Below are 24,672 nucleotides of genomic sequence, written 5' to 3'. Positions count from 1 at the left end.
GTTTATGAAAAAAGTGATTAAGAACGGGACGATCGTAACGGCATCCGATACGTATCAAGCAGACGTATTGATTGAAAACGAAAAAATAGCTGGCATCGGTAGCGCCGCAACGTTTGGACATGTAGATGACACCATTGACGCCACAGGTTGTTTTGTTTTCCCTGGTGGTGTTGATCCCCACACTCATTTAGATATGCCCTTTGGCGGTACGGTAACAAAAGATAATTTTGAAACAGGTACAATTGGAGCTGCATTTGGCGGCACCACAACTATAGTTGACTTTTGTTTAACTGAAAAAGGAAAACCGTTAAAAAAAGCCATCCAAACATGGCACGACAAATCAGCCGGAAAAGCGGCGATTGACTATAGTTTTCACTTAATGATTGGTGAAATGACCGAGGACGTGTTAAAGGAACTCCCTTCTGTTATCTCTAATGAAGGCATTACGTCCTTTAAAGTATTTATGGCGTATAAAAATGTTTTCCAAGCAGATGATGCGACGTTATTTGAAACGTTAATAAAAGCAAAAGAGCTAGGTGCTCTCGTCATGGTTCATGCAGAAAATGGAGATGTGATTGACTATTTAACGAAACAGGCACTTGCCAAAGGGCAAACCGATCCCATTTATCATGCACTGACCCGACCGGTAGAAGCAGAAGGCGAAGCGACAGGTCGGGCTTGTCAACTAACAGCATTAGCAGGATCACAGCTCTATGTTGTTCACGTTACATGTGCTGAAGCAGTTAAACAAATTGAAGAAGCACGCAAACAAGGTGCGGATATTTGGGGAGAAACGTGCCCTCAATATTTGGTGCTTGATGAAGAGGCGCTTCGAAAAGCAGATTTTGAAGGGGCAAAATACGTTTGGTCACCTCCCCTTCGCCCGAAAGAACATCAAGATACGCTATGGAATGCGTTAAAAACAGGTGGATTGCAGACGATTGGTAGTGATCAATGTTCATTTGACTTTGACGGTCAAAAAAGTTTAGGCAAAGACGATTTTACTAAAATTCCAAATGGTGGTCCGATTATTGAAGATCGCATGAGTATTGTGTATTCAGAAGGCGTTGAAAAAGGACGAATAAGCTTAAATCAATTTGTTGATATCACCTCAACAAGAGCAGCAAAATTATTTGGGATGTACCCGAAGAAAGGGAGTATCTCTGTTGGCGCCGACGCAGATCTTGTTTTATTTGACCCAAGTGTGGAGCGAACATTATCGGTTACCTCGCATCATTTAGCGGTTGACTATAATGCATTTGAAGGAATGCAAGTAAAAGGAGTTCCTCGCACTGTACTGTCACGGGGGCAAGTCATTATTCATAATGGCTCCTATGTTGGTTTACCGGGAGATGGTGTCTTTATAAAACGAGCACGTTATGGCAATACGCTTTCAAATGATCGAGTCGAACTTTAGACAAGGAGGTGGCTTTTATGGCAGAACACTTTCACTTCGAAAACGAACGACAACAAATTGATGCGTTTTTAGCGGAGGGGTTAAAAATTAATACCATCATCGATCATTTGAACGGTTCTGATATCTCCTTTTCAAATGATCAAAAACACGAAATGCTTACAATTGGTAATGCAAATGCACGTAAATATGCATCAACCCTCTTTTTTCATCAGCAAAAAGGTGATGACTCATGAAGACAGGAAACCTTCGTATTAATCGTGATCGCCTTATGAACACACTTCGTGATTTTGCCAAAATTGGTGAGACGAAAAACAAAGGCGTTACCCGCTTAGCTTTATCAAAAGAAGATATTCAAGCGCGAACGTACTTTAAAGATCAATGCGAGGCTTTAGGATTAACGGTTCAATGGGATGATCTTGGCAATATGTATGCCCTGCTCTCAGGAAAAAATCCGGATCACCCACCTATTTATATGGGATCGCATCTCGATACTGTAAAAAAAGGCGGACGCTTTGATGGTGTCCTGGGAGTCGCAGCAGGGTTAGAAGTGATTCGAGTCATCCTTGATCAAGGCGTCGAATTAAATCGGCCTGTTGGCATTATTAACTTTACAAATGAAGAAGGCGCACGATTTGAACCATCCATGATGGCATCCGGTATAGTAGCAGGGAAATTCGATGTAAGTACAATGATTAAAAAAATTGATCAATCTGGCGTTACGTTCGGAGATGCCCTTGAATTGTCAGGCTTTAAAGGATCTCCTGCACATCGTCTAAACCAAGCCGCTGCTTTTCTTGAGCTTCATATTGAACAAGGACCCATTTTGGAACAACTTCAGCTTGATATTGGTGTTGTCGAGTGTGTTGTAGGCATGTGCTGCTATGAGATTGAGATTACTGGTCAATCCAATCACGCTGGAACCACACCTCAGTCATTGAGGAAAGATGCTCTTACGGCTGCAAATTACTGTATGAACATCCTTCATGACCGATTGGCTCAGCTTGATTCAGATTTAGTCTATACAATTGGCCGCTTTTCGGTTTCTCCCAATATTCATACGGTCATTCCAAACAAAGTCGTCTTTTCCATTGAAGCAAGGCATAAAGACGAAGCCGTTGTTAAACAAGTAGAAACCATTCTCACCGATATTACTAATGAATCCCCTCTCCCCTCTAAAGCAACAAAATTATGGGGACGACATACCGTTTGGTTTGATGAGGAAATTGTTGAACAAGTAGAAGAATCTACAAAAGCGCTTCACTATTCTTACAAAAGAATGGTAAGCGGCGCTGGACACGATGCTCAATTTATTGCCGGGATCATACCAACGGCGATGATTTTCGTTCCGAGTGCTGGCGGTATTAGTCACGCTGAAAATGAATATACTTCGTGGGAGGCATGCGCAAATGGTGCCAGCGTCCTATTGGAAACCATTTATAAACTAACGAATAAACTGTAGGGAGGTTCGTTACGTGGAAGCAGAGACGAAAAAGAGCTATAGTGAGAAAGATCAAGATTATTTATGGCATGGGATGAAGCCGTATCAAGGGAACGGAACACCACTAATCGCAGAATCTGGTAAAGGTTCTTGGTTTATAGATACTACTGGAAAGCGATATTTTGATGGGGTTTCAGGATTATGGTGCTTAAATTTAGGACATGGTCAGGAAGAGATTATTGAAGCTGCAGCTAACCAAATGAAATCGTTAGCATACTTTCCTCTTTCTTTTGGTCATAAACCGGCAATTGATTTAGCAGAAAAATTAAGTGAGCTTCTTGGTGGTGGCTACCGTTCGTTTTTTGCAAATGGTGGTTCAGATGCGAACGAAACGGCATTTAAAATCGCACGCCAACATCATAAGCAATCAGGTAATCCAGAAAAAACAAAGATTATCTCTCGCTACCGCGCTTACCATGGAAATTCTCTTGGTGCGCTGGCAGCTACGGCGCAAGCAAATCGAAAAATCAAGTATGATGTAAACGTTCCAGGGTTTGTACACATCCCTCCTCCGTATGCTTATCGAAGTAGCTTTGGCTCCTATGAAGAAGATGACCTTCGAGCCGCTGAGTACCTTGAGCAAACGATTCTATGGGAAGGTGCAGAGACCATTGCTGCTTTCATTATGGAGCCAGTTATTTCTGGTGGTGGTGTCATCCATCCACAGTCCGATGTCTATTACAAGAAGGTTCGAGAGATATGTACACGGCACAACGTCTTACTTATTTTAGATGAAGTTGTATCTGGCTTCGGACGTACTGGAAAATTATTTGGCTACATGCATGGGGATGGCTTTTACCCGGACATCATAACACTTGCAAAAGGACTAACCGCAGGCTACTTACCTCTTGGTGCCACCTGCGTACATGAATCAATTTATCAATCATTTAAGACAAATGGATCAACCAGTCATTTCCGACATATCTCCACATACGGGGGTCACCCTGCATCTTGTGCCGTTGCGTTAAAAACAATTGAGATTATTGAACGAGAACACATTGTGAACCGAGTAGCTAAACTAGAACAAAACGTTCTTCGACGGATTCGTGAGCTCGCATCACACTCGTTCGTTGGTGAAGTACGTGGTGTCGGTTTTTTATATGGGATTGAACTCGTGGCAAATAAACAAACAAAAGAACCACTCCTAGACGAAGCGGTAAAAGCGATTGTGGCTGCCTGTCAGAAAAAAGGACTCATTATTGGTAAAAACGGCGATACAGTTCCTTCGGGAGGAAATGTACTCATTATAGCCCCTCCACTCACATCAACCGAAAATGATTTAACGTTTTTGGTAAAAACACTGAACGAAGTGTTTTCAGAGACAAACAAAGAAGCGAGCTCCTATTGAGCTCGCTTCTTTGTTTTATGATGAGCTTATGTTTCCATCAACCGATTGGAAGTGGTCAACATATTGGTGAAACCGAGGAGCTAAAAAGCTTGTCGGTTGAACAGCCTGAAGTGTAACTGTTTCTGTAAGTACGTTATTACCACTACCTAAACGTAGACGAATGCTCCCTAGATCTGCTTGAGTATTTTTATTTAAGCGCATGTTCACCGTTTTACTCGCTCGACCTTGTTGATTCGCAGTAACATCACCGACATTAAAGTAGCCATAGTTTGTAGGCCAGGAACCATCAGCTCGTTGAATTTGCGAGATAGATTGTCCACCTGCAATATAAACTTGAAGCTGTGCGTTTGAAATAGTCTGCCCTGGTGTGAGCCCCGTTAGTGCCACTTCAACTGGAAAAGTCGAACCATCTAAAGGCATCGGATTTGGGTACATTAAAGTAAACGCCGCTTCCTCGACAGGTGGCTGTTCCTCCTCTTCCGCTGAACCGATTGTGACTGCTTTCGTCACTACATTATTACCAGCGCCGACACGTAAGCGAATGTTTGCTGGTCCTTCTGTTACTCCATTGCCAAGGCGCATTGTTACACGCATCTCCGCTTTACCGGTTCCGTCCGCTCGAAGTGTTCCAACGGATTGATACCCATACCCGCTCGGCCATGAGCCGTCAGCTCGTTGAATTTGCGAGACCGCTGTTCCACCTTGAAGATAGACTTGCATATCTGCATTCGCAATCACTTGATTGGGCTGCATATTCGTTAGCGTAATTGTTACTTGAAACGGTGTCCCATCTGCTGGTAATACAGCAGGTGTTTCCACTTGATAGGAAATGTCAACTGGAGGTGCTACGTCGGAACCGTAAGAGCCATTCGCAAATGTTGTGCGATCATACCAGAGATAACCTGTTTGTGGCGCTCTCCATGGCTCAACCTGCGGCTCTGTTGAGTGTTCAGGTGTCTCCATTTCTAATATAGGCGAAGGCTCATCGAGCGGAAGATCAATTTCTGCAAATGTATGGTAGTCCTCTTGTTCAGCTAGCCAATGAATAACGTTCACAAGAAGTGGTCCATTATCACGATCGATAAAACCGTCATACGTTCGCTTCACTCCGCCGTGCTCTTCATTACGGTATTTTGGGGTGCTATCTTCTACGGGAGAAGAATCACCAATAAAAGCAGACTTCCCGTCTCCTTTTTTGCCAATCGCTACAAACGGACCTTCATCTATTCCACCACCAAAATAAACACCTTGATCAACAGCAGGTCCCCATGAATTTGCTTGCTCTGTTAATCCTTCTGGCAAGTAGACAATCCCTTTAGCAATCTCTTCATTCATAATTGCCATTGTTGACCCTGCGTGGATAGACACCTCTTCAATTCCTTCTGTAATACCAAATGATTCTTCAACAGGAACGATGATATCTCCGGCTGTATTGTCAATGGCGTTAAAACGAAAGCGAACACCAAATTCATCACTTAACCAATCTGAACTTGTTACCCCTTCCATCGCTTCAATTTCACCTGCACTCATTCCTTTTGTTGGCTCTTCGTAAGCGCCTCTCCGCCAACCATTCATAATTTCATTTGAATCCCAGCGATTCAAGTTCCGATCTGCATTGTAGTGATCGGCAATAAAGAAAACGCCGCCACCATTTTCCGCGAAACTAGCAATCGCATCTTGTTCAATCGCTTTAAAAGGAATTTGTGCTTCTGGTATGACAAAGACATCAACATCATTTAAGTCATCTAGAGACAACGGTTCTGTCCCACGATGCTCCTTCACTAAATATCCCTCTTCCACTAACGCATCTGCAAAATCAGAAAACGCTCCATCAATTACCCAATCAGATTGACCAGCCGTTTGACCGTGGCTATTGTCGAATAAAACGGTTTTACCATTAGGCTGATTTGGTTGTAAAACAGGTGCTGGATCATTTGGCCCCTCCGCTAAAGCTGGTTGTTGCAAACTTAAAACCATAAACGAGAGCATTGCTGTTGCAAACCATTCTTTTTGATACCTCATAACACCGTGCCTCCTCATTATTCTGTTGTAAAAGCAAACGAACTCTTTTCATCATAGCAGATTGTTAAACAGTCGATAATAAAAAAATGTATTTTTTATAATAATTTAACAACATAAGAAGGCGCACTTTTACAATTAAACCGCGCTGATCAGCATGCTTCTTCTGTTGTTGCCATTACATAAAAAAACACCTGAGTGCATAACTATCAGATTTTAAATTATATTTTGTTAAAACATTACTATTTTCCTAAGATAAATATTTTTATTTTTTTAGCTTTAGGCTAATATATAAGGGTGTCATGTATCATTTTTTTCCATTACAGTGTAAAAATAGAGACCATTTTCTGACAGACAATAGCGTATGATGATGATTAGTTCCTAGTTCTATTGTCTTGAAATGGAGATGGTTATATGAGTACAAATGTAAAAGCATATCGATTATTACATGAAATAGATAAACGGTTGCGGAAAGATTTAAGTCTTGCTGCTCACCTTCCTGCACGTGATGTACTTGAAATTGCTTTACAAACTTTTCATGAAAAACGAACAAAAGAAGAGCTTGATCGATTATGGCATTTAAATTATTTGCGCCATGACTTAATGAATTTCGAAACAATATCCCCTGCTCAAATTCATTTTTTGAAAGAAGTTCGATCAATGCTATTTGAGGAAAACGATTATCTCATTCACAACTCATTAGAGGAAACAACATATGTGTAATCGTGATCCTCTTACCAACCGGTTGCTTCAACGACAGTTCTTTTATATCTGTCTATCAGTCTTGTTAATCGTTGCTTCTATTCCTTTTCAAGAAATTCTTGTCCATGCAGATGAAGACAGACCTCCTGCCCCATTCTCCATTGAGAATGAAGAAGATTTAGTTGTGGAGCAGCCTTTTACGATTCATATCAATGATTCAGAAGAAAAGAATTGGGTACTTACATTACCAGATCAACTAACTTGGGAGCAGTCAAATGATGATGAACACATTGAATACAATGAAGAGTTGAATCAACTTGTCTTTCAAGCCAATCAAGAAGTCAGGAAATTCACTTTACGTGCCATGCACTCAGGAATTTATGATATTTCCGTACAATCCATAACGAATGATGAAAAATCGCTTTTTAAAAACGTTACTGTACATATCAGTGAGGCTAACGAACAGAATGAAAACGAAAATTCACATGATGAAGAAGCGGATCAAGAGAGCGACATACCTACAGACATTGATCATCCTGAACACCAAGAAAACCAGGAAGAGTCTAAAACAGACGAAGAACAAGAAGAAGAACTAGAAAAGCCAATTATCGACGAAGAACAAGAAGAAGCATCAGAAAATCTAGGTGAAGATAAAGAAAGTGAACCGACATTAGATGAAACAAATGACACCGGTGGTACTACCGATGAAGAGAAACCTCCAGTTATGGAAGAAACGGATGATGACAAAAGCGTTGATCCTGTAGACCAACCAGAAGAACCGGAGTTAGAAGAAGCAACCGACAGACATGAAGATGAACCTCAGCAAAAATCAAATGAGCAACCACAACAAGACGATGTGACTGATGACTTACAAAGCCAATTAAATGCTGTGAAAGAACGGTTCACAACTTCATCTGTAGACCTTGCAAACGTCAGCACCATCCCACTACCGCCTGTAGGAGGGCCAAACGTTTCAGATTTGTTTACGTATGCGGGTGATCGTAACGTGGCACAACACCGTAATTCAAACGTGCGTGTGCTCGCAGATGGAACGCGAAATAAATCTTCGGCGATGTGGTTTAACGAACAGATTGATTTAAACCAATCCTTTCAAACGACCATGCACCTATATATCAATGGTGCGAATCCGAACCAAAGGCAAATCGCAGACGGCTTAACGTTTACGATGCACAATGATCCTAGAGGCTTACAGGCAATTGGACAACGTGGGGAATCGCTTGGTGCATATGGGACACTTCGAGAACGTTCATATACAGGATTTATTCAAAATGCGCTCTCTTTTGAATTTGATACGTATCATAATGGCGATTATAGCGATCGAGGCTTACAGAATCAAAGTCATACAGCGGTGGTTAATCCTTCTGTGATCGACCGAGGGATTTTTGGAACACAAAATGCTAGAATGGTTCATTCCAATATAACCTATCGAACGATTATTAATAATAACTGGCAGTCTTTTACTGTTAAATGGGAGAAAACATCAAATTTTGGTGGAAGGCTTTCGTACTCGTTTGCTGGTCAAACAACTACTTATTCCATCCCTGATTATCGCAATGTATTTAACAACAACCGTGTTTATTGGGGATTTACAGGTGCAACAGGTGAAGAGGTTGGCGTCTATGCGATTGCCTATGCAGATTTACCTCAACGCCCAAGAGCCGAAAAGCGCGTCCGTAACCTGACGTCTGGTGAAGCAAACTTTCAAAGAGATAGTTCAGCTTACCCAGGTGACACTCTTGAATATGAAATTACACTACAAAATCCCGCTGAAAATGGGCTGGGTGCAACGTGGCAAAATGTACAAGTGGAAGATCGTCTTCCATCTGGCCTTACGTATGTAGCTGACGGTTCAAAAGATAAGCCAACTAGTATAGATGGACAGAAACTTACCTTTCAAGCAGGAAATATAGGAGTGGCTAGTTCAAAAACACTTACGTTTCGCGTGAAAGTAGACGACAGAGCAACAGGACCATTAGCAAATCAAGCCTTTGCTGTAGCTAGCTCTGGCGCGTTTCAAGGGCAAGTATCAACGAATGAATCGAGCATCACGTTAAAAGCCGTTCAGATTGATGGAGAACCCGTTCCTCAAACGTTTCACGCAGGAACAGATCCTTCTACGTGGGATTTAAGTAGTTTCGTAAAGAACATGCGTATTACGCCAACTCGATTACATCAAGCTGCTCGTGTTGTTGGCCTAGCAGAAGCGCTACCTGATGTATCAGTGCCAGGTACGTATACCATTGGTGTGAAAATTGAGAGTACCACTTATTCCGGAGTAAACAAGGTCATTCAAGTGCCTATTACGATTACAGATGGCGCTTTATCCTTTGTGGCGCCACATCTCGATTTTGGTACTCAAGTCGTATCATCTAGTCATCAGCAATACTTTGGAGAAGTGGTTCCAGAAAACAAACTAACAATTACAGACACACGTCATTTAAAAACACATTGGGCGTTATCGGTAAAACAAAAAGAAGCGTTTCGAGACCGTAACACAGGAGAAGCACTTTCTGCTACTCTCCTATACATCGAAAACGGCAATCAGCAGACAATTGGTTCGAATGCCTCTCTCATCGCTTCCGGACGTATAACAAACGGATTTGAAGATGTCATTTCCGACCGTTGGACAGAGAGCGGCAACAAGGCAGGGTTCTTTCTTGACGTATCTCCAGGGAAAGCCAGAGTGGATCAATCCTATCAAGCAGAATTGACATGGACATTACAGGATGTACCTGCCAATGAATAGTCACATGAGGCACCTCTTATTGAAAGGGGGTGATGACGTTAAACGTAACGCCCCTCTTGTTCTTACTGGACTGCTTATATGTCTCTTTTTTCTATTTAATCCTAGCATAGCAATGGCAAACACAGAAACAGATGCTGGTGTTGGTTTTTTCGGTGAATACCCAGAGCAGCCATTAGAGGAAGGAAATGAAGCACCTATTTTAGATGTATTACCACAGACTGGAGATCAACCTCCTCTTCTATTTCTTTTAGGCGGAGTCGGATGTTTCCTTCTTGCATTTGTACTGATAAAGCATGTTAAAAAAACAAACCTATCATATTAGAAATGAGGAAATGAAATGAAAAAAGCTCTCTTATTCACTGTTATTGCCGCTGTTACATTATCGTTTAGTAGCCTAGCAAAGGCAGAAAACGGAGGTACATATGATTCGAATGGTTCTGTGCAGTTTATTCCGAACAAAGACATTACAGAGCCACTTGATCCAGAAAACCCTAATCCAGAAGAACCGGTTACCCCAATTGACCCAACTGACCCAACCGGACCTAACCCCGGTACTCCAGGTCCTTTAAGCATTGATTATGCTTCTAGTCTAAATTTTGGGGAAAACGAAATTTCTACGAAAGATCGTGTCTATGCTGCAAAAGCACAAGAGCTAAGCGATGGCCGCTTTGTTTCTAACTATGTCCAAATTACAGATAATCGTGGCTCAAATGCTGGTTGGTCTTTGCACGTGAAACAAAATGGACAATTTGAAAATGAAAACGCACAACACACTACATTAACAGGTGCTTCTATTTCCTTTAGCGAACCAACTATAAAAGGCACGCTTAACGATGTGACGGCGCCAACCGCTACGAATTCGTTTCAATTGGATCCTGAAGGTGCCTCTACACTTGTGATGTCCGCAGCAAAAGGTGCCGGGGCTGGTACATGGGTCAATCATTTTGGAGGTCTTACTTCGTTAGAAGGCGGCGACGTTATTACACCAGCTATTGAATTATTTGTTCCTGGTGTTACACCGAAAGATAATACTGAATACCGCACTACATTAACGTGGACATTGTCAGATGTACCAGGTAATAACAACTAATTTATAGTAGAAACGGAGAAAAATGATGAAAAAAATGAAGGTTTTAACCATTACTGCTTTAGCATTTGCACTTATTACTACGGGGAATACGGCTTTTGCAAATACTAGTTCCACATATGATACAAACGCTAAAATAAAATTCGTTCCAAATGAGGATGTTACGCCTCCTGTAGATCCAGAAGATCCAAACCCAGAAACGCCTGTAGAGCCAATCGATCCAACGGATCCTGAAGGTCCAGGACCAAATCCTGGTACACCAGGACCATTAAGTATCGATTATGCGTCATCTTTTGAGTTTGGCGAGCATAAGATTACTTCAGCGACAGAAACCTATTACGCAGCTCCACAAACATTTAGAAATTCTGACAAGGTTAGCCCTCTCTACGTCCAAGTGACAGATAATCGGGGAACGGAAAGTGGTTGGACGTTGTCAGTTGTTCAAAACGGTCAGTTTGCAACAGTAGATAACGAAGTGCTAAATGGTGCAGAAATTACGGTCAATCATGCTGCAGTAAAGTCCATTGCTGCTTCATCAAAACCATCTCATGCCGAAGAATCATTTACTCTTACACCTGAAGTCAAAAGCTCCCCGCTTCAAGCGAGCAAAGGAGAAGGCGCAGGTACGTATACGTATCACTTCGGAACGAGTGAGAATGCAGATTCCAGCGTTTCTTTAGAAGTGCCTGGTTCGACCACAAAGTATGCAAAAAACTATTCAACAACATTAACGTGGACATTATCCGATACACCAGGAAATGAAGACATATCTCGTAAATAATGATTTGGGCATGCATAGTATGTGCATGCCCTCTCTTCAAGAAAGGAAGGTTTGATGAAATTACTACGCTTTGTTGTGCTGATCACCTTTACGTGTTTGGTCATGATGCCTTTTAAGGCACAAGCCTCGGAGTTTAATTTCTCTGTTACGACGATTATCCCTGATAATCAAATGGATTCAAGTAAAACATACTTTCATTTACAGCTGGATCCAGGCGCCAAACAAACCGTCGAGATTCTTCTTCGTAATGACACAGACAATGATGTTGTTATTGCCCCTGATATTGGTACCGCATCTACAAATGTAAATGGTGTTGTTGAGTATGGAAATGGTGATCAAGAATTGGACGAGTCACTTTTATACCCGATGGAAGATTTGGTGACTACCGAGGAAGAAATTGTTGTTCCGGCTAACGGCGAATATACACTTCCGCTCGACATTACCATGCCAGACGATTCGTTTGATGGCGTAATGGCTGGCGGGGTTACGCTGCAAGAGACAGTTGAGGAAGAGAATAAAGAATCAACTGAACAAGGTTTATCAATTAATAATCAGTATGCTTACGTCGTCGGGATTGTGTTGCAACAAACCGAAAATCCAATCACACCAGATTTGCTTCTCCACGATGTATATGCAGATCAATTAAATGCTCGAAATGTCATTATGGCGGATATTCAAAACCCGAAGCCGATGTATATGAATCAATTGGCTGTTCAAGCAGTCATTAAAAACGATTCGAACCAGACCGTTCTTGAATCCGAAACAGATGGTATGCAAATGGCGCCGAACTCACACTTTTCCTATCCAATCCCTCTTGAAGGTAAACCCCTTGAAGCAGGTGATTATAGGATCGAGTTAACAGCAAGCTCAATGGGAGAAGAATGGCATTGGAATGAACCGTTTACGATTGATGAAGAACAAGCGGAAGCACTTAACCAAACAGACGTTTCGATACCAGCTACTGACTATACGTGGCTTTATGTTGCACTTGGCATTGCTTGCATTGTGATTGCATTCTTGCTTATTCTTTACTACCAGCGGAAGAAGCATAAAAAACAATTACACGAAGCGATGGATAAACAACGTGCTTCGGCAAGTTAATATGAACGAAAGATTTAAAAAGTGTTTTATGCTCATTAGTATTGTCTTTCTTCTCACGATGGGAGTGGTGTTAATTTGCTCCCCTTTTATTAGAGATTACCTTATTGAGCAACGCATTGCATCAGCACAGCAACTATTTTCAACCCAATCGTTACATGACCATGAGCATACGGCACCTATCATTGACTCAACAGCCGTAGAGCGTCCTACTTTCATTGAAGTAATGCGAGAAGCAATTCAACAAAACGACCTCCCAATCGCTGGAGCGCTTTCAATACCAGACGTTCAGTTATCCCTCCCGATCATTGGCGGGTTGACGAACGAACATTTACTCGCTGGAGCCGCTACACTTACTGATCAACAACCTATGGGAAGCGGAAACTATGTTCTATTTGGACATCATTTGTCAAAACAAACATTACTATTTGGTCCACTTCTTCACGTTGAGCCTAGCATGGATATTTATATCACAAATAAAACAGAGATTTACCAGTACGCTGTTGTCGAAACAAACATCATTTCTGAGCTTGACACCCATTATCTCTTGCCGACAGAGGAACCAATTCTAACACTCTTTACATGTGATACTAGCAGACCAACGACAGAGCGATTTATGGTAAGGGCAAAACTCATATCAAAAACAACCTACGAAGAAGGAAAAGAATTCTTTAGATAAATAAAAAATGACCAAACTGGTAGAGGGACTATGCGATGTTAATCGATAAACGAATAGACCGGTTAGTTAAGCTAATCTATAAGTTAAGTACGGAAGAATACATTCAAAGAAAGGCACTCCCTGATGAATTGAGTTGTTCATTACGTACTGTTGATGCCGCTTTATACGAATTAAAGAACGAAATGGAACGCAAGCATACGGATATGACGATCGAATATGTTGACAGCGAAACCATGCATTTAAAAGGTAAGGATGATGCTTTTTTGAAGCAACTGCTTCATCAATACTACATTCAAGATGACATGGTTTGTTTCTTTTTAAGTGTCATTTCAAAAAACACATCCGCCAAAACGTTTGTGGAGGAGCAATACATTAGTCGTGCCACGTTTTTTCGAAAGCTTAAACACTTTAAAAAATGGCTTGAACGATTCCAACTATCGTTTGACTTGCGCTCTTTACAAATTCATGGTGATGAAAGGCAGATTCGCCATTTTTATTTTTCGCTCTTAATTGAAATAACAGGCAAATTAATGTGGCCATTTTCTTTCCAAAAAGCGATGATAGAGAAACGAGTTGATCGTATTGTTGAGACTCTCTCGCTTCAATTGTCACCAGTACAAAAGGAAACCTACATTTATCATCTCGCTATTCAACACTATCGAACATTAAACGGCTTTTATAGTCCTGGTTATGACATTCCCTTCCCAGCGACGATTAAAGAGAAGCTGATCAGTCAGTGTGATTTATTTCTTAATGGAATTCCTGAAGAGCATCGAGAAGGTGAAGAAGATTTCTTGTTAATGATGATTGTCAATTCACCAAGTCATTATCATCCAATTGAAATAGTTAAGCAGAACATTGACATTCATCAAAAATCAAAGACTGAAGCATGGTTATTCACTGTCATGTTCACCGAAAAGTTAGACGCGTTATTCCCGGACGCATTAAACAAAGAAAATATGAATCATATTAAAGGGCATTTATTACAGCTTTATTGTCATTATGACTATCACGCAACTAATTTCCTACATTATAAAGATATGATTTACGCGAATGCCATCACCAAACAACATCCTTTATTGAGTGGTATCGTTCATCAACTTGCAAATGAGACTGAAAACAACGGGTTTAAACGTTCGCCAACTGCACACTCACGCTATTTGCTTATGCTTTATACTTTCGTTGATATTGATAAACTTCAACCAGCTTTACAACTTCTTATTTTGTCGAGAGAAGGTCCTATTTATGAAGAAACGTTAGCAGAGAAAATTATGAGTTACGTTCCGTTTCAGCTCGAAATTTCGACTTCCACGATTCAGAATAAAAGCGTTAGTGAAGATCGCTATTCACTTATTTTAACGGATATGCCTTTTGTAAGGGGGTCCACTGATAATATCTTATACGTGCATTCCCCTCCTACTGATGGAGATTGGCGCAGAATTTACGACCGCTGTGCAAGTGCATATTGGTATCGGTTGAACGCAAACAAACAGCTCCCCCCTGTAATGACAAGGAGATAAGCTGTTTGCATTTTTAAATACCTTATTTTTTGAACGTTACGCGCTCTACTTCTTTGTTAATAAAAAGAGCGGACTCAGATGGAGTAGTTTGGGCAATTTGTTTCCCTTCTTTAAAAGAGTGCGTCACGGTCGCTTGTTTACGTATGGTTTCATACTCATCTTCTGCATCAATGACAATGAAGTTAGCAGAATTCCCTTCTACAACGCCGTAATCATCGTGGATGTGGAGGGTTTTTGCGCTGTTTGTTGTAATAAAATCGATGGATTGAACGATTTCCTCATACCCCATTAGCTGACCAGCGTGAATACCCATATGAAGCACCTGTAGCATATTTCCTGTTCCAAGTGGGTACCATGGGTCAAAGATATCGTCATGCCCAAAACAAACGGTTAGACCTGCTTCTTTTAATTCTTTTATGCGAGTTAATCCTCTTCGCTTAGGATAGGTATCAAACCGACCTTGTAGATGGATATTTACTAACGGGTTTGAGACAAAATTAATATTGGCCATCTTTAATAACCGAAATAATTTAGAGGTATACGCATCATTGTAGGAACCCATTGCTGTTGTATGGCTAGCTGTTGTTTTTTCGCCAAGTCCTCTTTCATACGCTTCTTTAGCCACAACTTCTACAAAACGTGATTGTTCATCATCAATTTCATCACAGTGTATGTCGACCAGTCGGTCATATTTTTCAGCTAAATCAAATGTATGTTTCATTGATTCTACGCCATACTCCCTCGTAAACTCAAAATGAGGAATTCCGCCTACAACATCTGCTCCCATTTTTAGTGCTTCCTCTACTAATTCCTTTCCATTCGGGAACGAAAGAAGCCCCTCTTGAGGAAACGCAACAAGTTGAAGCGTGACATAAGAGGCCATTTCTTCTTTTACTTCGAGCAATGCCTTTAGTGCCGTTAAATTTGGGTCCGTTACATCAACATGAGTTCGCACGTATTGAATTCCTTGAGCTACTTGCCATTTTAACGCTTTTGTGGCACGCTCCTTCACGTCTTCATGCGTAAGAAATTCCTTACGTTCTGACCAGCGTTGAATCCCTTCAAACAACGTTCCGCTGACATTCCAAGCAGGTTCACCCGCTGTCATTGTTGTGTCTAAATGAATGTGCGGCTCAATAAATGGTGGTAAGATAAGCGAACCAGCAACATCAAGAACCTCTCTGTTATCTACTTGGATTGGCTCTTGAGTAATTCGATGAAATTTCCCATCTTGAATATCAATTTGCCAGCGTCCACTTCTATTGCGCAATGTTGCGTTTTGAATAATCATGTGTCATCACCAATTCCTTTTTCTTTTTTACTGTGTTCATTACAGTTGTACAAACGATGTATACAATCATTGTACCAATTAACGCGTTTAAAGGGATAATGCCAGGAGCTAGCTGGGCAATAGTGACACCTATTGCCCAAGAAACAATGGCAATCCAATTAACAGCTCTCACTTTCATCTCAGCAAGTATTGGGTAATGTCGCTTATGAATAAAGAAGTAATCGGCTATTAGGATCGCACCAATGGATGGAATAGCCACACCAAGAATGGTGAGAAAGCCAACGAAATTGTTGTACATCCACATGGCCAACACTGTTCCAATAACGCCATTCAAAATAACAAAGAATTTTTTCGGCAGTTTCGTTATATGGGCAAACCCTAACCCAGATGCATATAAGGCGTTATCATTCGTCGTCCAAATGTTTAAACCTAGTACAAGTATGGCTGGAATCATTAACCCTTGTAAAAACATGACTTCCGATACCTCTGCAAGACCATATACCATTGCGCCAACTGCACCAAATAAAAACATAAGTGAGTTCCCTAGAAAAAACGCAATCGTTGTCGCGCTAACGGCTTGCTTGGCTGTTTTAGCAAAGCGAGCAAAGTCTGGTGTTAACGTCCCTCCACTTATAAAAGAACCGATACAAATCGCCAATGCAGCTGAAATGGCCATTGTTGCTGTAGGTTCATAGGCAAACAATGTTTGGACACCTCCAGCATCTTGAACACCTTGTGTAACGGAATAGCCCCCTAGAATTGCAATTGCCGGTACCGCTACAAAGCCTAAGACAACAAGTGCTTTTATCCCGAAAATCGCTGAAGCCGTCATCGCTAAGCCAAATGTAAAAATAAGTACGTAGACATTCCAATTCATCGCCTGGGCTACAGGAACCGCGAACATGGCAACGCCAACACCAAACCACCCTACTTGGGTAAAGGCTAAGAGAAACGATGGCAAGTAAGACCCTTTTTCACCAAATGCATGTTTTGCTAATAAGTGGGTGGAAAGGCCTGTTTTAGCAGCAATATAGGCAAGCGCGCCTGTATAGAATCCAAGTAATAAATTCCCGCCTAACACGACGACGATAAACTGGGAGAAGGTCAAGCTGATGCCAAGTTGTCCACCTGCTAACATACTTGCCGAAAAAAATGTGAACCCCAGCATAACAGCCAGTGTTTTAAGAAAATGCTTTCGCTCTGTCTTTGGAACCTCTTGCCATGAAAACTCTTGATCTTGCTTTTCCATTGTTCTAACCTCCAAGTTTTCTGATACCAAAGCAGAAAAAAAGGCTAATTGTCACGTAACTGACAATTAGCCTTTTTGGTCGTGAAAGCGCCTATGCTTAAAACGCTTCGACGAACTTATACGTCCCCATAATGGGAACGCACATCCGCTGTCCTTGTCAGCCTCTCTGGACTGGTTTAAAGGTACCATGATTAAATTAGCTTTATTATTACAAAATACGACTCATTTCGTCAAGGTTTATTTTCAAAGGTTAGCTATGCTAACTTGTGATGCGATACTAGTAGACTTAGATTTACTGCTTAAAATGTTCATTTAATAGGAAAAAAATAATTACTGTAAAGACCTTAGATAAACAGTTTGTCTAATGTTTTTAACATTTCCTGAAAATTTTGTGATAGACTTTCGTACAAAAGTTCACTAAACTATGTATATTCTATTTATACTATCCTGTAGAGGAAAGAAATGGGGGATGTTTGTGAGTTTTGCTGCTATTGTGGAAAGCATTAATAATATTGTTTGGGGTCCTGCGACTCTACTTTTAATTGTTGGTACAGGTGTCTTTCTAACATTTCGTTTAGGTTTTTTACAAGTACGGGATTTACCTTATGCATTGAAATTAACGTTTAGTCGAAGTAAAAAGGATAGTCGAGATAAAGGAGATATTTCTCACTTCCAATCATTAATGACAGCCATGGCGGCTACGCTCGGGATCGGGAATATGACCGGGGTTGCATCTGCTATCTTATTAGGTGGGATTGGCGCACTATTCTGGATGTGGGTTGCTGCCTTTTTTGGGATGGCAACGAAGTACGGTGAAGCCATTCTTGCTGTTAAATATCGAGTTGTCAATCATAAAGGTGAAATTTCTGGTGGCCCGATGTACTACATAGAAAAAGGCTTAGGCTGGAAGTGGCTAGCCGTTCTTTTTGCACTATTTGGATTTCTTGCTTCATTCGGGATTGGAAATATGACTCAATCAAATACGGTGTCCAATTCATTAGCTGATAATTTTGGTATTAACCCTTGGATTACAGGGTTTGTGCTTATGTTAGTTACGGCCCTCGTTCTCTTAGGCGGCATTAAAGGAATTGGTAGAGTCACTGCTATTTTTGTACCGTTTATGGCTTTATTTTACATTTTAGGTGGATTAATTATAATTGTATCCAATATTACGTTGGTCCCTCAAGCATTTGCTATTATTTTTGAAGCTGCTTTTAACACAGATGCTGCACTAGGTGGTACCATTGGTCTTGCCATTCGTTACGGGATTGCGCGTGGTGTGTTTTCCAATGAAGCTGGCTTAGGTTCTGCTCCAATCGCTGCCGCTGCTGCCAAAACCGATTACCCAGGTCGGCAAGCACTCGTATCTATGACAGGAACGTTTCTTGATACTATGATTGTTTGTACCATTACTGGACTAACGATTGTTATGAGTCAGCTGTATGTTGATGTTCCGGATGATGAAGTTGCAAATGTCCAAAGTCTATTAACTGGTCAGGCGTTTGAGCAGTTTCTTCCAGGGTACGGCAATTATATTGTGGTGTTTGCCATTCTCTTGTTTGCGTACTCCACGATTATTGGTTGGTCATACTATGGGGAGAAATGTTTTGGCTACTTGTTCGGCGACAAAAATACCATTATCTATAAAGTGGTATTTGTAGCCATTGTTTTTATTGGAGCCGGTACAAAATCAGACATTGTTTGGAATATTGCCGATATCTTCAATGGCTTAATGGCCATTCCGAACTTAATTGGACTCCTCTTCTTATCAGGTGTCATCGTTAGTGAAACGAAGAAATTTAGAGAAGTTCGAAAGCAAGAAAAAATAGACGAAAAACAACAAAAAGCAAGTTAAACAGAAAACTGCGCCCATTATATTATTCGATAATGAGCGCAGTTTTTTTTATAATGGGCATGGTAAAACTGATTCTCTACAGATGAAGATCCATTACATACTCTTGCATTTCGGTATGATAATACGCAATAGAATATTCCACCAGTTGCTCATCTAAGTCATATGTGTGGCGTGTCCTTTTAAGTAAAGGAATCTCCTCTATACCTAAAGAGCGGTAAACTTCTACGTTCGCAACCCCAACCCCAAATGTGTCCTGAAATCGGTTAAATGAAACCCCTGCTTCTCTCAACAATGTATACAGAGAGCCTTCGTATTCACCAGCCACGTTAGGAAGATTAAATGAGTCTGGGATGTAATGCACAAACACAATGTATGGTTTGTCATCTAAATAGTAGAGCCGCTGGATGCAACGAACCTTCCCTTTCAGATGTGTCAATTCGAATGGTGGATCAACAACTGTTATTCCTAAAACTTCTTTTCTGACATGCTTTCCTTCCTGTTTTAAATAAGCAGAAAAAGGCTGACCAGTAGAAAGTTTGATAAACGCTCGGTTATCAAGAACTGTAGTACCAACACCGCTTTGCTTTTGCACATACCCCTCTTGCGCTAGTTGCTCCATCGCTTTTCGAACCGTGATTTTACTTACTTGAAATTCTTCTTCTAAAAAAGACTCTGATGGCATTAAAGACCGCACTGGATAAATACCATCTTGAATTCGCTCTTTTAAAATCTCTTTTACTTGTGCATACAATGGCCCTTTTTTCTTTACTAGCTTCATAGTCACTACCTTTCTACATCGATATGCTGATTCAGTTGAAGTTTCTCTATTGCTCTCCGAGTCGTAACTGGCGAATCACCGTACGTTGTATGTGCAAGCACACCAGCAGCAGTTGCCCATTCTACTATGTCACTAGAAGACTTTCCTTCGAATATTGCGGCTAAAAAGCCACTAAAAAATCCATCACCACTCCCTATACGATCAAGTATGGCAACGGTGTGTACTGTTGAAAAATCTACACGTCCATCTTGCACAAGAAAGCCCTGTAACGTAGAAGCAGAAGCATTCGTTTCACGTATTGTACCAGCAATTGCCGAAATAGAATACCGTTGTGCTACTTTTGGTAATAAAGCGTCCACTTGCTCTTGTCGCTGAACCGCTGTTGTCTGCATACCAAGTATAGATACAGCATCTTTTTCTGTCATTGAGACATAATCTGCTACTAATAGCATTCGTTCATACACTGGCCGGGCTTCTTTGTAACCGCCTTTCCATAGTTTCGGTCGAAAGTTACAATCGAATGACACAGTTAAGCCTTGTGCCTTCGCTTCTTCCGCGATACGTAACGTCACTTCTCGAATTTGTTTATTTATCGCAAGACTAATTCCACAAAAATGAATATGTGTCCCTGTTCGTAAGTGCTCAATAGAATAGTTAGTTTGCAATGATTGACAAAAAGCACTTTCTGAACGATTGCTGTATGTCACTTCAGAGCCTCTGTGACCAAAGCCTTTTTCAAGTACATACATCCCAATATAATCACCATCAAACGAAACCGCATCGGTTCCTACACCGAGTGAACGAATGTACGACGCTGCTGCGTAGCCAATATTATTTTCCGGCAAGGTTGTCATCAATTCAGTTTGGTAACCTAGATGGCTTAATCCACTTAATACATTTACGCTTGTTCCTGAAAAAGCAAAGTCCAAGCTCCTCGTCTGCGTTACTGTTCGATAGTTTGGTGCTTCTAACCGCATCATCACTTCTCCAAATGCAAGTATTTTAGCTTTCAACCTGTTCCGCCCTTTCATAAAACGTATCTACTACTGCTTTCACCTTTTGATAAAGCGTTTCAACTTGTGCTACATTTGTTTGGTTCGTCTGCGAATCGATTATAGACGAATATACATGAGGAATCACTTGTTTAACGCCGGCATCAAGTGCTATACGAATAAGCTCCTCAACATTCGTTAAGTCAAGACCCCCAGTAGGCTCTAAAGCAAATGATGCATGCGCACAAGCTCTAGCCACAGCTCTATACTCTTCAATCGTTTCTAGACCGTTCATTGGAAAAAACTTAATCGATTGCGCGCCCATATCTTTGAGCATAGCAATTGCAGTCTCGATTGGAATCATTGCTGGTTCCTCTTGGGCACTTAATGGGCCTGTAGACACACATACGATACCAGGAGTTCCACTAGGTGAGACTAACCCGTTTAGCATCGTTGTCTTATTGTCCAGAGCAGATCGCGTATAGCCAACACCAGTAAATACTTGATTCACATGTTTTGGCTTGAATGAACGCGCGATGTCGGCAACGACTTTCCACTGATGAGGATCGCCAGCACCTAGACCAATGGAAACGGCATTATCGAGACTATCTCCATACTGACGTAAATCTTCTACCGCTTCTTTAACAGAAGAGTAGTTCTTTGATAAAACACCTATAAATACGTGACCTTTAGCGGCTTGGTAGCATGCCTCAGCGTTCTCAAGATCACTTGCTAATACGTTCAAACAAACCCGATTTCGGTAAAAATTAGACATGTCTACTCCCCCAATAGCGTATTTATACGATTTCGAATGGTTTCTGTATCTCCATTCAGTAAAGGACGCGGGTCCAAATCAATATGCCCCTCATTAGCATGATAATCCCGTGTATAAATTGGAACTGGTCCTGTTTTTAAAGCATGAACAAGTTCCAATGCAGTTAATTTTGCTTTCGTTGAATCAATAAACAATCGGAGCCTCGTTATCGGCCGGCCTGATGGATCTTCAATAAATTCAACGCGAACACCAGGCAATGAATCTAACGAATTCAATTTCTGTAAAACGCGTCGTTGTTCCTCTATTGACATCGTTTTTGAACCATACGCCTCTAATGCTGCTAATAAACCGAATACCGTTTCCTTTCCTACCTTCATCGCTCGCCCAATAAACGAGCGATGTTGTATCGCATAGGAAAGAAAGGGTTCTTTACCAGCAAGAATGCCACATGAAGGTCCTTCAATTGCTTTCGATCCGCTAAAAACGACAAGGTCGCAGCAATCTGCAAATTGATCAATGCCATCTTCAGCTGCTGCATCGACAAGAAATGGAATTTGATTATCTATGCATACTTGCTGAACCTCACTAATAGTTGGCATATTTTTCTGAACACAATGATGCGATTGCACAAATAAAACGGCCACCGTTCGCTCTGTTATGGCTTGTTCAATAAGAGATGCTCGACAACCATTTGCATAACCGACTTCCTTTACTTGCGCACCAGCTAATGAAATCATTGTCTCAATGGGGGCACCGTAATCAACGTTATGTCCTTTCATTAAAATGACTTCACTCTTTTGTTCAGAAGCAACTTTGTGAAGGTGCTCAATGGCATAACGATTTTCTTTTGTAATGAGGCCAGCAATTGCAAGGGTTATCGCTGCAGATGCAGAATTTGTAATCATCGCATTTTCGGTACGACAATAACTAGCAATCATTTTCCCTGATTGTTCATATAAGTCTGCCATTTCAAAGTAATGTTTGCCCCCATACCTCATTGCTTCTACCACTTGATCAGAAAGTGTAGACACACCTAAAATCGTCATTCGACCGCTTGCATTCACTGCCCTCTTCAAACGTTGTTCAAAGTTCAAAATAGTTTCCCCCTATATAAACGGCTAGTGGCTTAATATGGTAGGTTGTTTGTCGTATAGCACCGTGCGAATCAATCCATGAGTAGGAACGGCCGCGCTCTAATTTAAATAGCGTGAGGTCTGCTTTTGCCCCTACTTTTATCGTTCCAATATCATCTCGACCCATTAATCGTGCAGGTGCCTCTGTCACTGCCTGAATAACTGTTTTTAATGAACAGCCTAATGCTAAACATTTTGTTAGTGTGCTTGCCATATCGTAAACAGGACCTTGCTGTTTATTTCGTTCGTAAATATCTGTGCTAATTGTGTCAAACTGTACATGTTCTCTTAACGCTTGTTCTGCCACTTCAAAAGAAAAGCTTTCTGTACCATGACCAATATCAAGTGCAACGCCTCGGTCTCGTGCTGCCTGCAAGGATAAAAGCGGTTTCCCTTCCTCCGTAAATAAATTATTCGCTTTCCCGTTATAGCAATGTGTAATAATATCTCCTTCCCTCAGTTCATGGAGGATCGCATCAATGCAAGGGGGTGCACTACCGATATGTACCATTAACGGCTTCTGCTGTTGAATAGCTTTTGCCATCAGAAGTGGCTGAATATTATTTGTTCCGACTACGCTGGCGCTCATCCTTGCTTTCAACCCAACAATAAAACGTGGGTAGCTATCCAAAGCGTGTTCAATTGCAGATGCTGAAATAAGAGACAAATCACTCAATTCATCCGTCCTAGATAAACCGGCACGAGAAATATTTAAAAAAGAGAAGATTCTTGTTATGCTTTTGTTTGCAAGCTGGTAGAACGCCTCAATATGATCTGCTCCACACGTTCCAGCATCCACTACGGTTGTAACACCGGTTTTATATCCTATCTCGTCAGGCTCTGCACAATATGGCGGAAAACTAGGAAACGCATGGGTATGAAGGTCAATCCAGCCACTTGAAATGTACACATCGTCCTCAAATGTCACCTCTTCTCCTTCTCCAGGATAGTCCTCAACAATCGCCACAAACTTCCCGTCTGCCATTACAATATCTTTTGGTTTGTCATCAACAAATCGCGCTTTGCGGATAATTTGTTTCATTTTTCACTCCCCTCATCTGTAGGTTCTTATGTGCATGTACGTAAAAAAGCCAATCTACTAGTCAGTATAAAGAAAAGATTCTGCAAAGTAAATAACATTATAATGTATGGGAATTACAGCAAAAATTTTACAGATAACGCTCCTTAATGTTCGCTTTTTTGCATGTTAAATGGTGAATCGTACTATTTATAAAAAAAAAACACCTCATAACCGAACATTCATGTTGCACAACTAGATAAACTTATGTACAATAACGATACAACAAGATTTCATATAAAGGTGATGCGATGAATTTAGCTAGTAATGATACAAAGAAACTTCTTGCACAGCTTTATAATGATGTATCAAGAGAGTTGTTTGGCGTTGGTACAACGCTTTTAAAAGTAACCATCGCGAATCAAATGGTTACCATTCAAGCAAAACATAAGCGTGCAATTCGGTCGATGGCGCTTGCAGGTGAAGTTCCTTCGTTAAAATTAGAGGTTGATTTTCATCTTTCTCTTCTTTATAAGCGGAAACTTGCCGAACAGCTTGATCGTCATTTCCCAGAAGCCATAGATGTGGTTTTACGGGATTACGATGCACATACACAATGGGCTGTAACGAATATCCTTTTTCATCACCCTATATTGGATTAGATG

General features: G+C 41.1%; 22 protein-coding genes. 14 read left to right on the top strand and 8 right to left on the bottom strand.

All coding sequences use genetic code 11. From position 1 onward, the window contains the following. Nucleotides 1-4 precede the first annotated feature (4 nt). The 4 genes from hydA to FPV17_RS10600 are packed head-to-tail and all read left to right on the top strand — an operon-like array spanning nt 5 to nt 4,263. Nucleotides 5-1,417, top strand: coding sequence for a dihydropyrimidinase (gene hydA, locus FPV17_RS10615; RefSeq protein ID WP_144558974.1), 1,413 nt, complete (start codon nt 5-7; stop codon nt 1,415-1,417). A gap of 17 nt (nt 1,418-1,434) precedes the next feature. Next, a complete protein-coding gene (locus FPV17_RS10610) occupies nt 1,435-1,650 on the top strand; it encodes a hypothetical protein (protein WP_060705768.1) in 216 nt (71 codons plus the stop codon). Then, a complete protein-coding gene (locus tag FPV17_RS10605) occupies nt 1,647-2,876 on the top strand; it encodes a Zn-dependent hydrolase (protein WP_144558973.1) in 1,230 nt (409 codons plus the stop codon). Before FPV17_RS10610 ends, FPV17_RS10605 begins: the two co-directional genes overlap by 4 nt. A gap of 13 nt (nt 2,877-2,889) precedes the next feature. Beyond that, nucleotides 2,890-4,263 (top strand): aminotransferase, encoded by a 1,374-nt coding sequence (locus FPV17_RS10600; protein ID WP_144558972.1) that lies wholly within the window; start codon nt 2,890-2,892, stop codon nt 4,261-4,263. A gap of 15 nt (nt 4,264-4,278) precedes the next feature. On the opposite strand, the gene FPV17_RS10595 is transcribed toward FPV17_RS10600, so the two are convergent. After that, the gene (locus FPV17_RS10595; protein WP_144558971.1) at nt 4,279-6,285 is read right to left on the bottom strand and encodes a motility-associated ABC transporter substrate-binding family protein; all 2,007 of its coding nucleotides are present in this window, start codon (nt 6,283-6,285) and stop codon (nt 4,279-4,281) included. A 411-nt stretch (nt 6,286-6,696) separates the two neighbouring features. Here FPV17_RS10595 and FPV17_RS10590 point away from each other — a divergent pair, with 411 nt between their 5' ends. From FPV17_RS10590 to FPV17_RS10555, 8 genes are read left to right on the top strand one after another with little or no spacing between them, the layout of a single operon-like run. Continuing rightward, nucleotides 6,697-7,005: a hypothetical protein gene (locus FPV17_RS10590; RefSeq protein ID WP_035398999.1), complete on the top strand. Its 309-nt coding sequence runs from the start codon at nt 6,697-6,699 to the stop codon at nt 7,003-7,005. Continuing rightward, on the top strand, nt 6,998-9,751 hold the full coding sequence (locus FPV17_RS10585) for a lectin-like domain-containing protein (RefSeq protein WP_144558970.1): 2,754 nt from the start codon (nt 6,998-7,000) through the stop codon (nt 9,749-9,751). Before FPV17_RS10590 ends, FPV17_RS10585 begins: the two co-directional genes overlap by 8 nt. Beyond that, entirely contained in the window at nt 9,744-10,073 is a 330-nt protein-coding gene (locus tag FPV17_RS10580) for an LPXTG cell wall anchor domain-containing protein (RefSeq protein WP_186370782.1), read from the top strand. Before FPV17_RS10585 ends, FPV17_RS10580 begins: the two co-directional genes overlap by 8 nt. 15 nt (nt 10,074-10,088) lie before the next feature. Beyond that, entirely contained in the window at nt 10,089-10,841 is a 753-nt protein-coding gene (locus tag FPV17_RS10575; protein ID WP_144558968.1) for a WxL domain-containing protein, read from the top strand. Between the two features lie 25 nt (nt 10,842-10,866). Beyond that, entirely contained in the window at nt 10,867-11,619 is a 753-nt protein-coding gene (locus FPV17_RS10570) for a WxL domain-containing protein (protein ID WP_144558967.1), read from the top strand. Between the two features lie 54 nt (nt 11,620-11,673). Continuing rightward, entirely contained in the window at nt 11,674-12,720 is a 1,047-nt protein-coding gene (locus FPV17_RS10565) for a WxLIP family cell surface protein (RefSeq protein ID WP_210244255.1), read from the top strand. Between the two features lie 28 nt (nt 12,721-12,748). Next, the gene (locus FPV17_RS10560) at nt 12,749-13,396 is read left to right on the top strand and encodes a class A sortase (RefSeq protein WP_060705762.1); all 648 of its coding nucleotides are present in this window, start codon (nt 12,749-12,751) and stop codon (nt 13,394-13,396) included. Between the two features lie 35 nt (nt 13,397-13,431). Further along, nucleotides 13,432-14,916 carry an AcpB/EbpR/MafR family transcriptional regulator gene (locus tag FPV17_RS10555; RefSeq protein ID WP_144558965.1) on the top strand — a complete coding sequence of 495 codons (1,485 nt, stop codon included), beginning with the start codon at nt 13,432-13,434 and terminating at the stop codon, nt 14,914-14,916. Between the two features lie 22 nt (nt 14,917-14,938). Here the strand turns inward: FPV17_RS10555 and codA are convergent, their stop codons facing one another. Both codA and codB read right to left on the bottom strand, forming a co-directional pair. Continuing rightward, complete coding sequence (codA, locus tag FPV17_RS10550) at nt 14,939-16,207, bottom strand: cytosine deaminase (RefSeq protein WP_035398655.1); 1,269 nt, start codon at nt 16,205-16,207, stop codon at nt 14,939-14,941. Next, on the bottom strand, nt 16,176-17,456 hold the full coding sequence (codB, locus tag FPV17_RS10545; protein WP_144558964.1) for a cytosine permease: 1,281 nt from the start codon (nt 17,454-17,456) through the stop codon (nt 16,176-16,178). The genes codA and codB overlap by 32 nt, the downstream gene beginning before the upstream one ends. A 475-nt stretch (nt 17,457-17,931) precedes the next feature. On the opposite strand from codB, the gene FPV17_RS10540 reads away from it, so the two are divergent. Further along, entirely contained in the window at nt 17,932-19,311 is a 1,380-nt protein-coding gene (locus FPV17_RS10540; protein ID WP_246117172.1) for an alanine/glycine:cation symporter family protein, read from the top strand. 76 nt (nt 19,312-19,387) lie between these two features. Here the strand turns inward: FPV17_RS10540 and FPV17_RS10535 are convergent, their stop codons facing one another. Genes FPV17_RS10535 through FPV17_RS10515 form a run of 5 tightly spaced genes read right to left on the bottom strand, consistent with a single transcriptional unit; the run spans nt 19,388 to nt 24,031 of the window. After that, nucleotides 19,388-20,089, bottom strand: coding sequence for a GntR family transcriptional regulator (locus tag FPV17_RS10535; RefSeq protein WP_144558962.1), 702 nt, complete (start codon nt 20,087-20,089; stop codon nt 19,388-19,390). A 5-nt stretch (nt 20,090-20,094) separates the two neighbouring features. Next, nucleotides 20,095-21,102 (bottom strand): sugar kinase, encoded by a 1,008-nt coding sequence (locus FPV17_RS10530; protein WP_246117171.1) that lies wholly within the window; start codon nt 21,100-21,102, stop codon nt 20,095-20,097. Further along, a complete protein-coding gene (dagF, locus tag FPV17_RS10525; protein WP_144558960.1) occupies nt 21,092-21,856 on the bottom strand; it encodes a 2-dehydro-3-deoxy-phosphogluconate aldolase in 765 nt (254 codons plus the stop codon). Before dagF ends, FPV17_RS10530 begins: the two co-directional genes overlap by 11 nt. A gap of 2 nt (nt 21,857-21,858) precedes the next feature. Then, a complete protein-coding gene (locus FPV17_RS10520) occupies nt 21,859-22,950 on the bottom strand; it encodes a DgaE family pyridoxal phosphate-dependent ammonia lyase (protein ID WP_246117170.1) in 1,092 nt (363 codons plus the stop codon). Next, nucleotides 22,940-24,031, bottom strand: coding sequence for an amidohydrolase/deacetylase family metallohydrolase (locus FPV17_RS10515; protein ID WP_144558959.1), 1,092 nt, complete (start codon nt 24,029-24,031; stop codon nt 22,940-22,942). Before FPV17_RS10515 ends, FPV17_RS10520 begins: the two co-directional genes overlap by 11 nt. A 287-nt stretch (nt 24,032-24,318) precedes the next feature. On the opposite strand from FPV17_RS10515, the gene FPV17_RS10510 reads away from it, so the two are divergent. Next, nucleotides 24,319-24,669, top strand: coding sequence for a DUF2294 domain-containing protein (locus FPV17_RS10510; protein WP_144558958.1), 351 nt, complete (start codon nt 24,319-24,321; stop codon nt 24,667-24,669). Nucleotides 24,670-24,672: the final 3 nt, after the last annotated feature.

The organism is Shouchella miscanthi (assembly GCF_007725405.1).
Classification (GTDB): domain Bacteria; phylum Bacillota; class Bacilli; order Bacillales; family Bacillaceae_D; genus Shouchella; species Shouchella hunanensis.
Note: the sequence above shows the minus strand (reverse complement) of the source record. Positions and strands in the feature narration are given on the sequence as shown.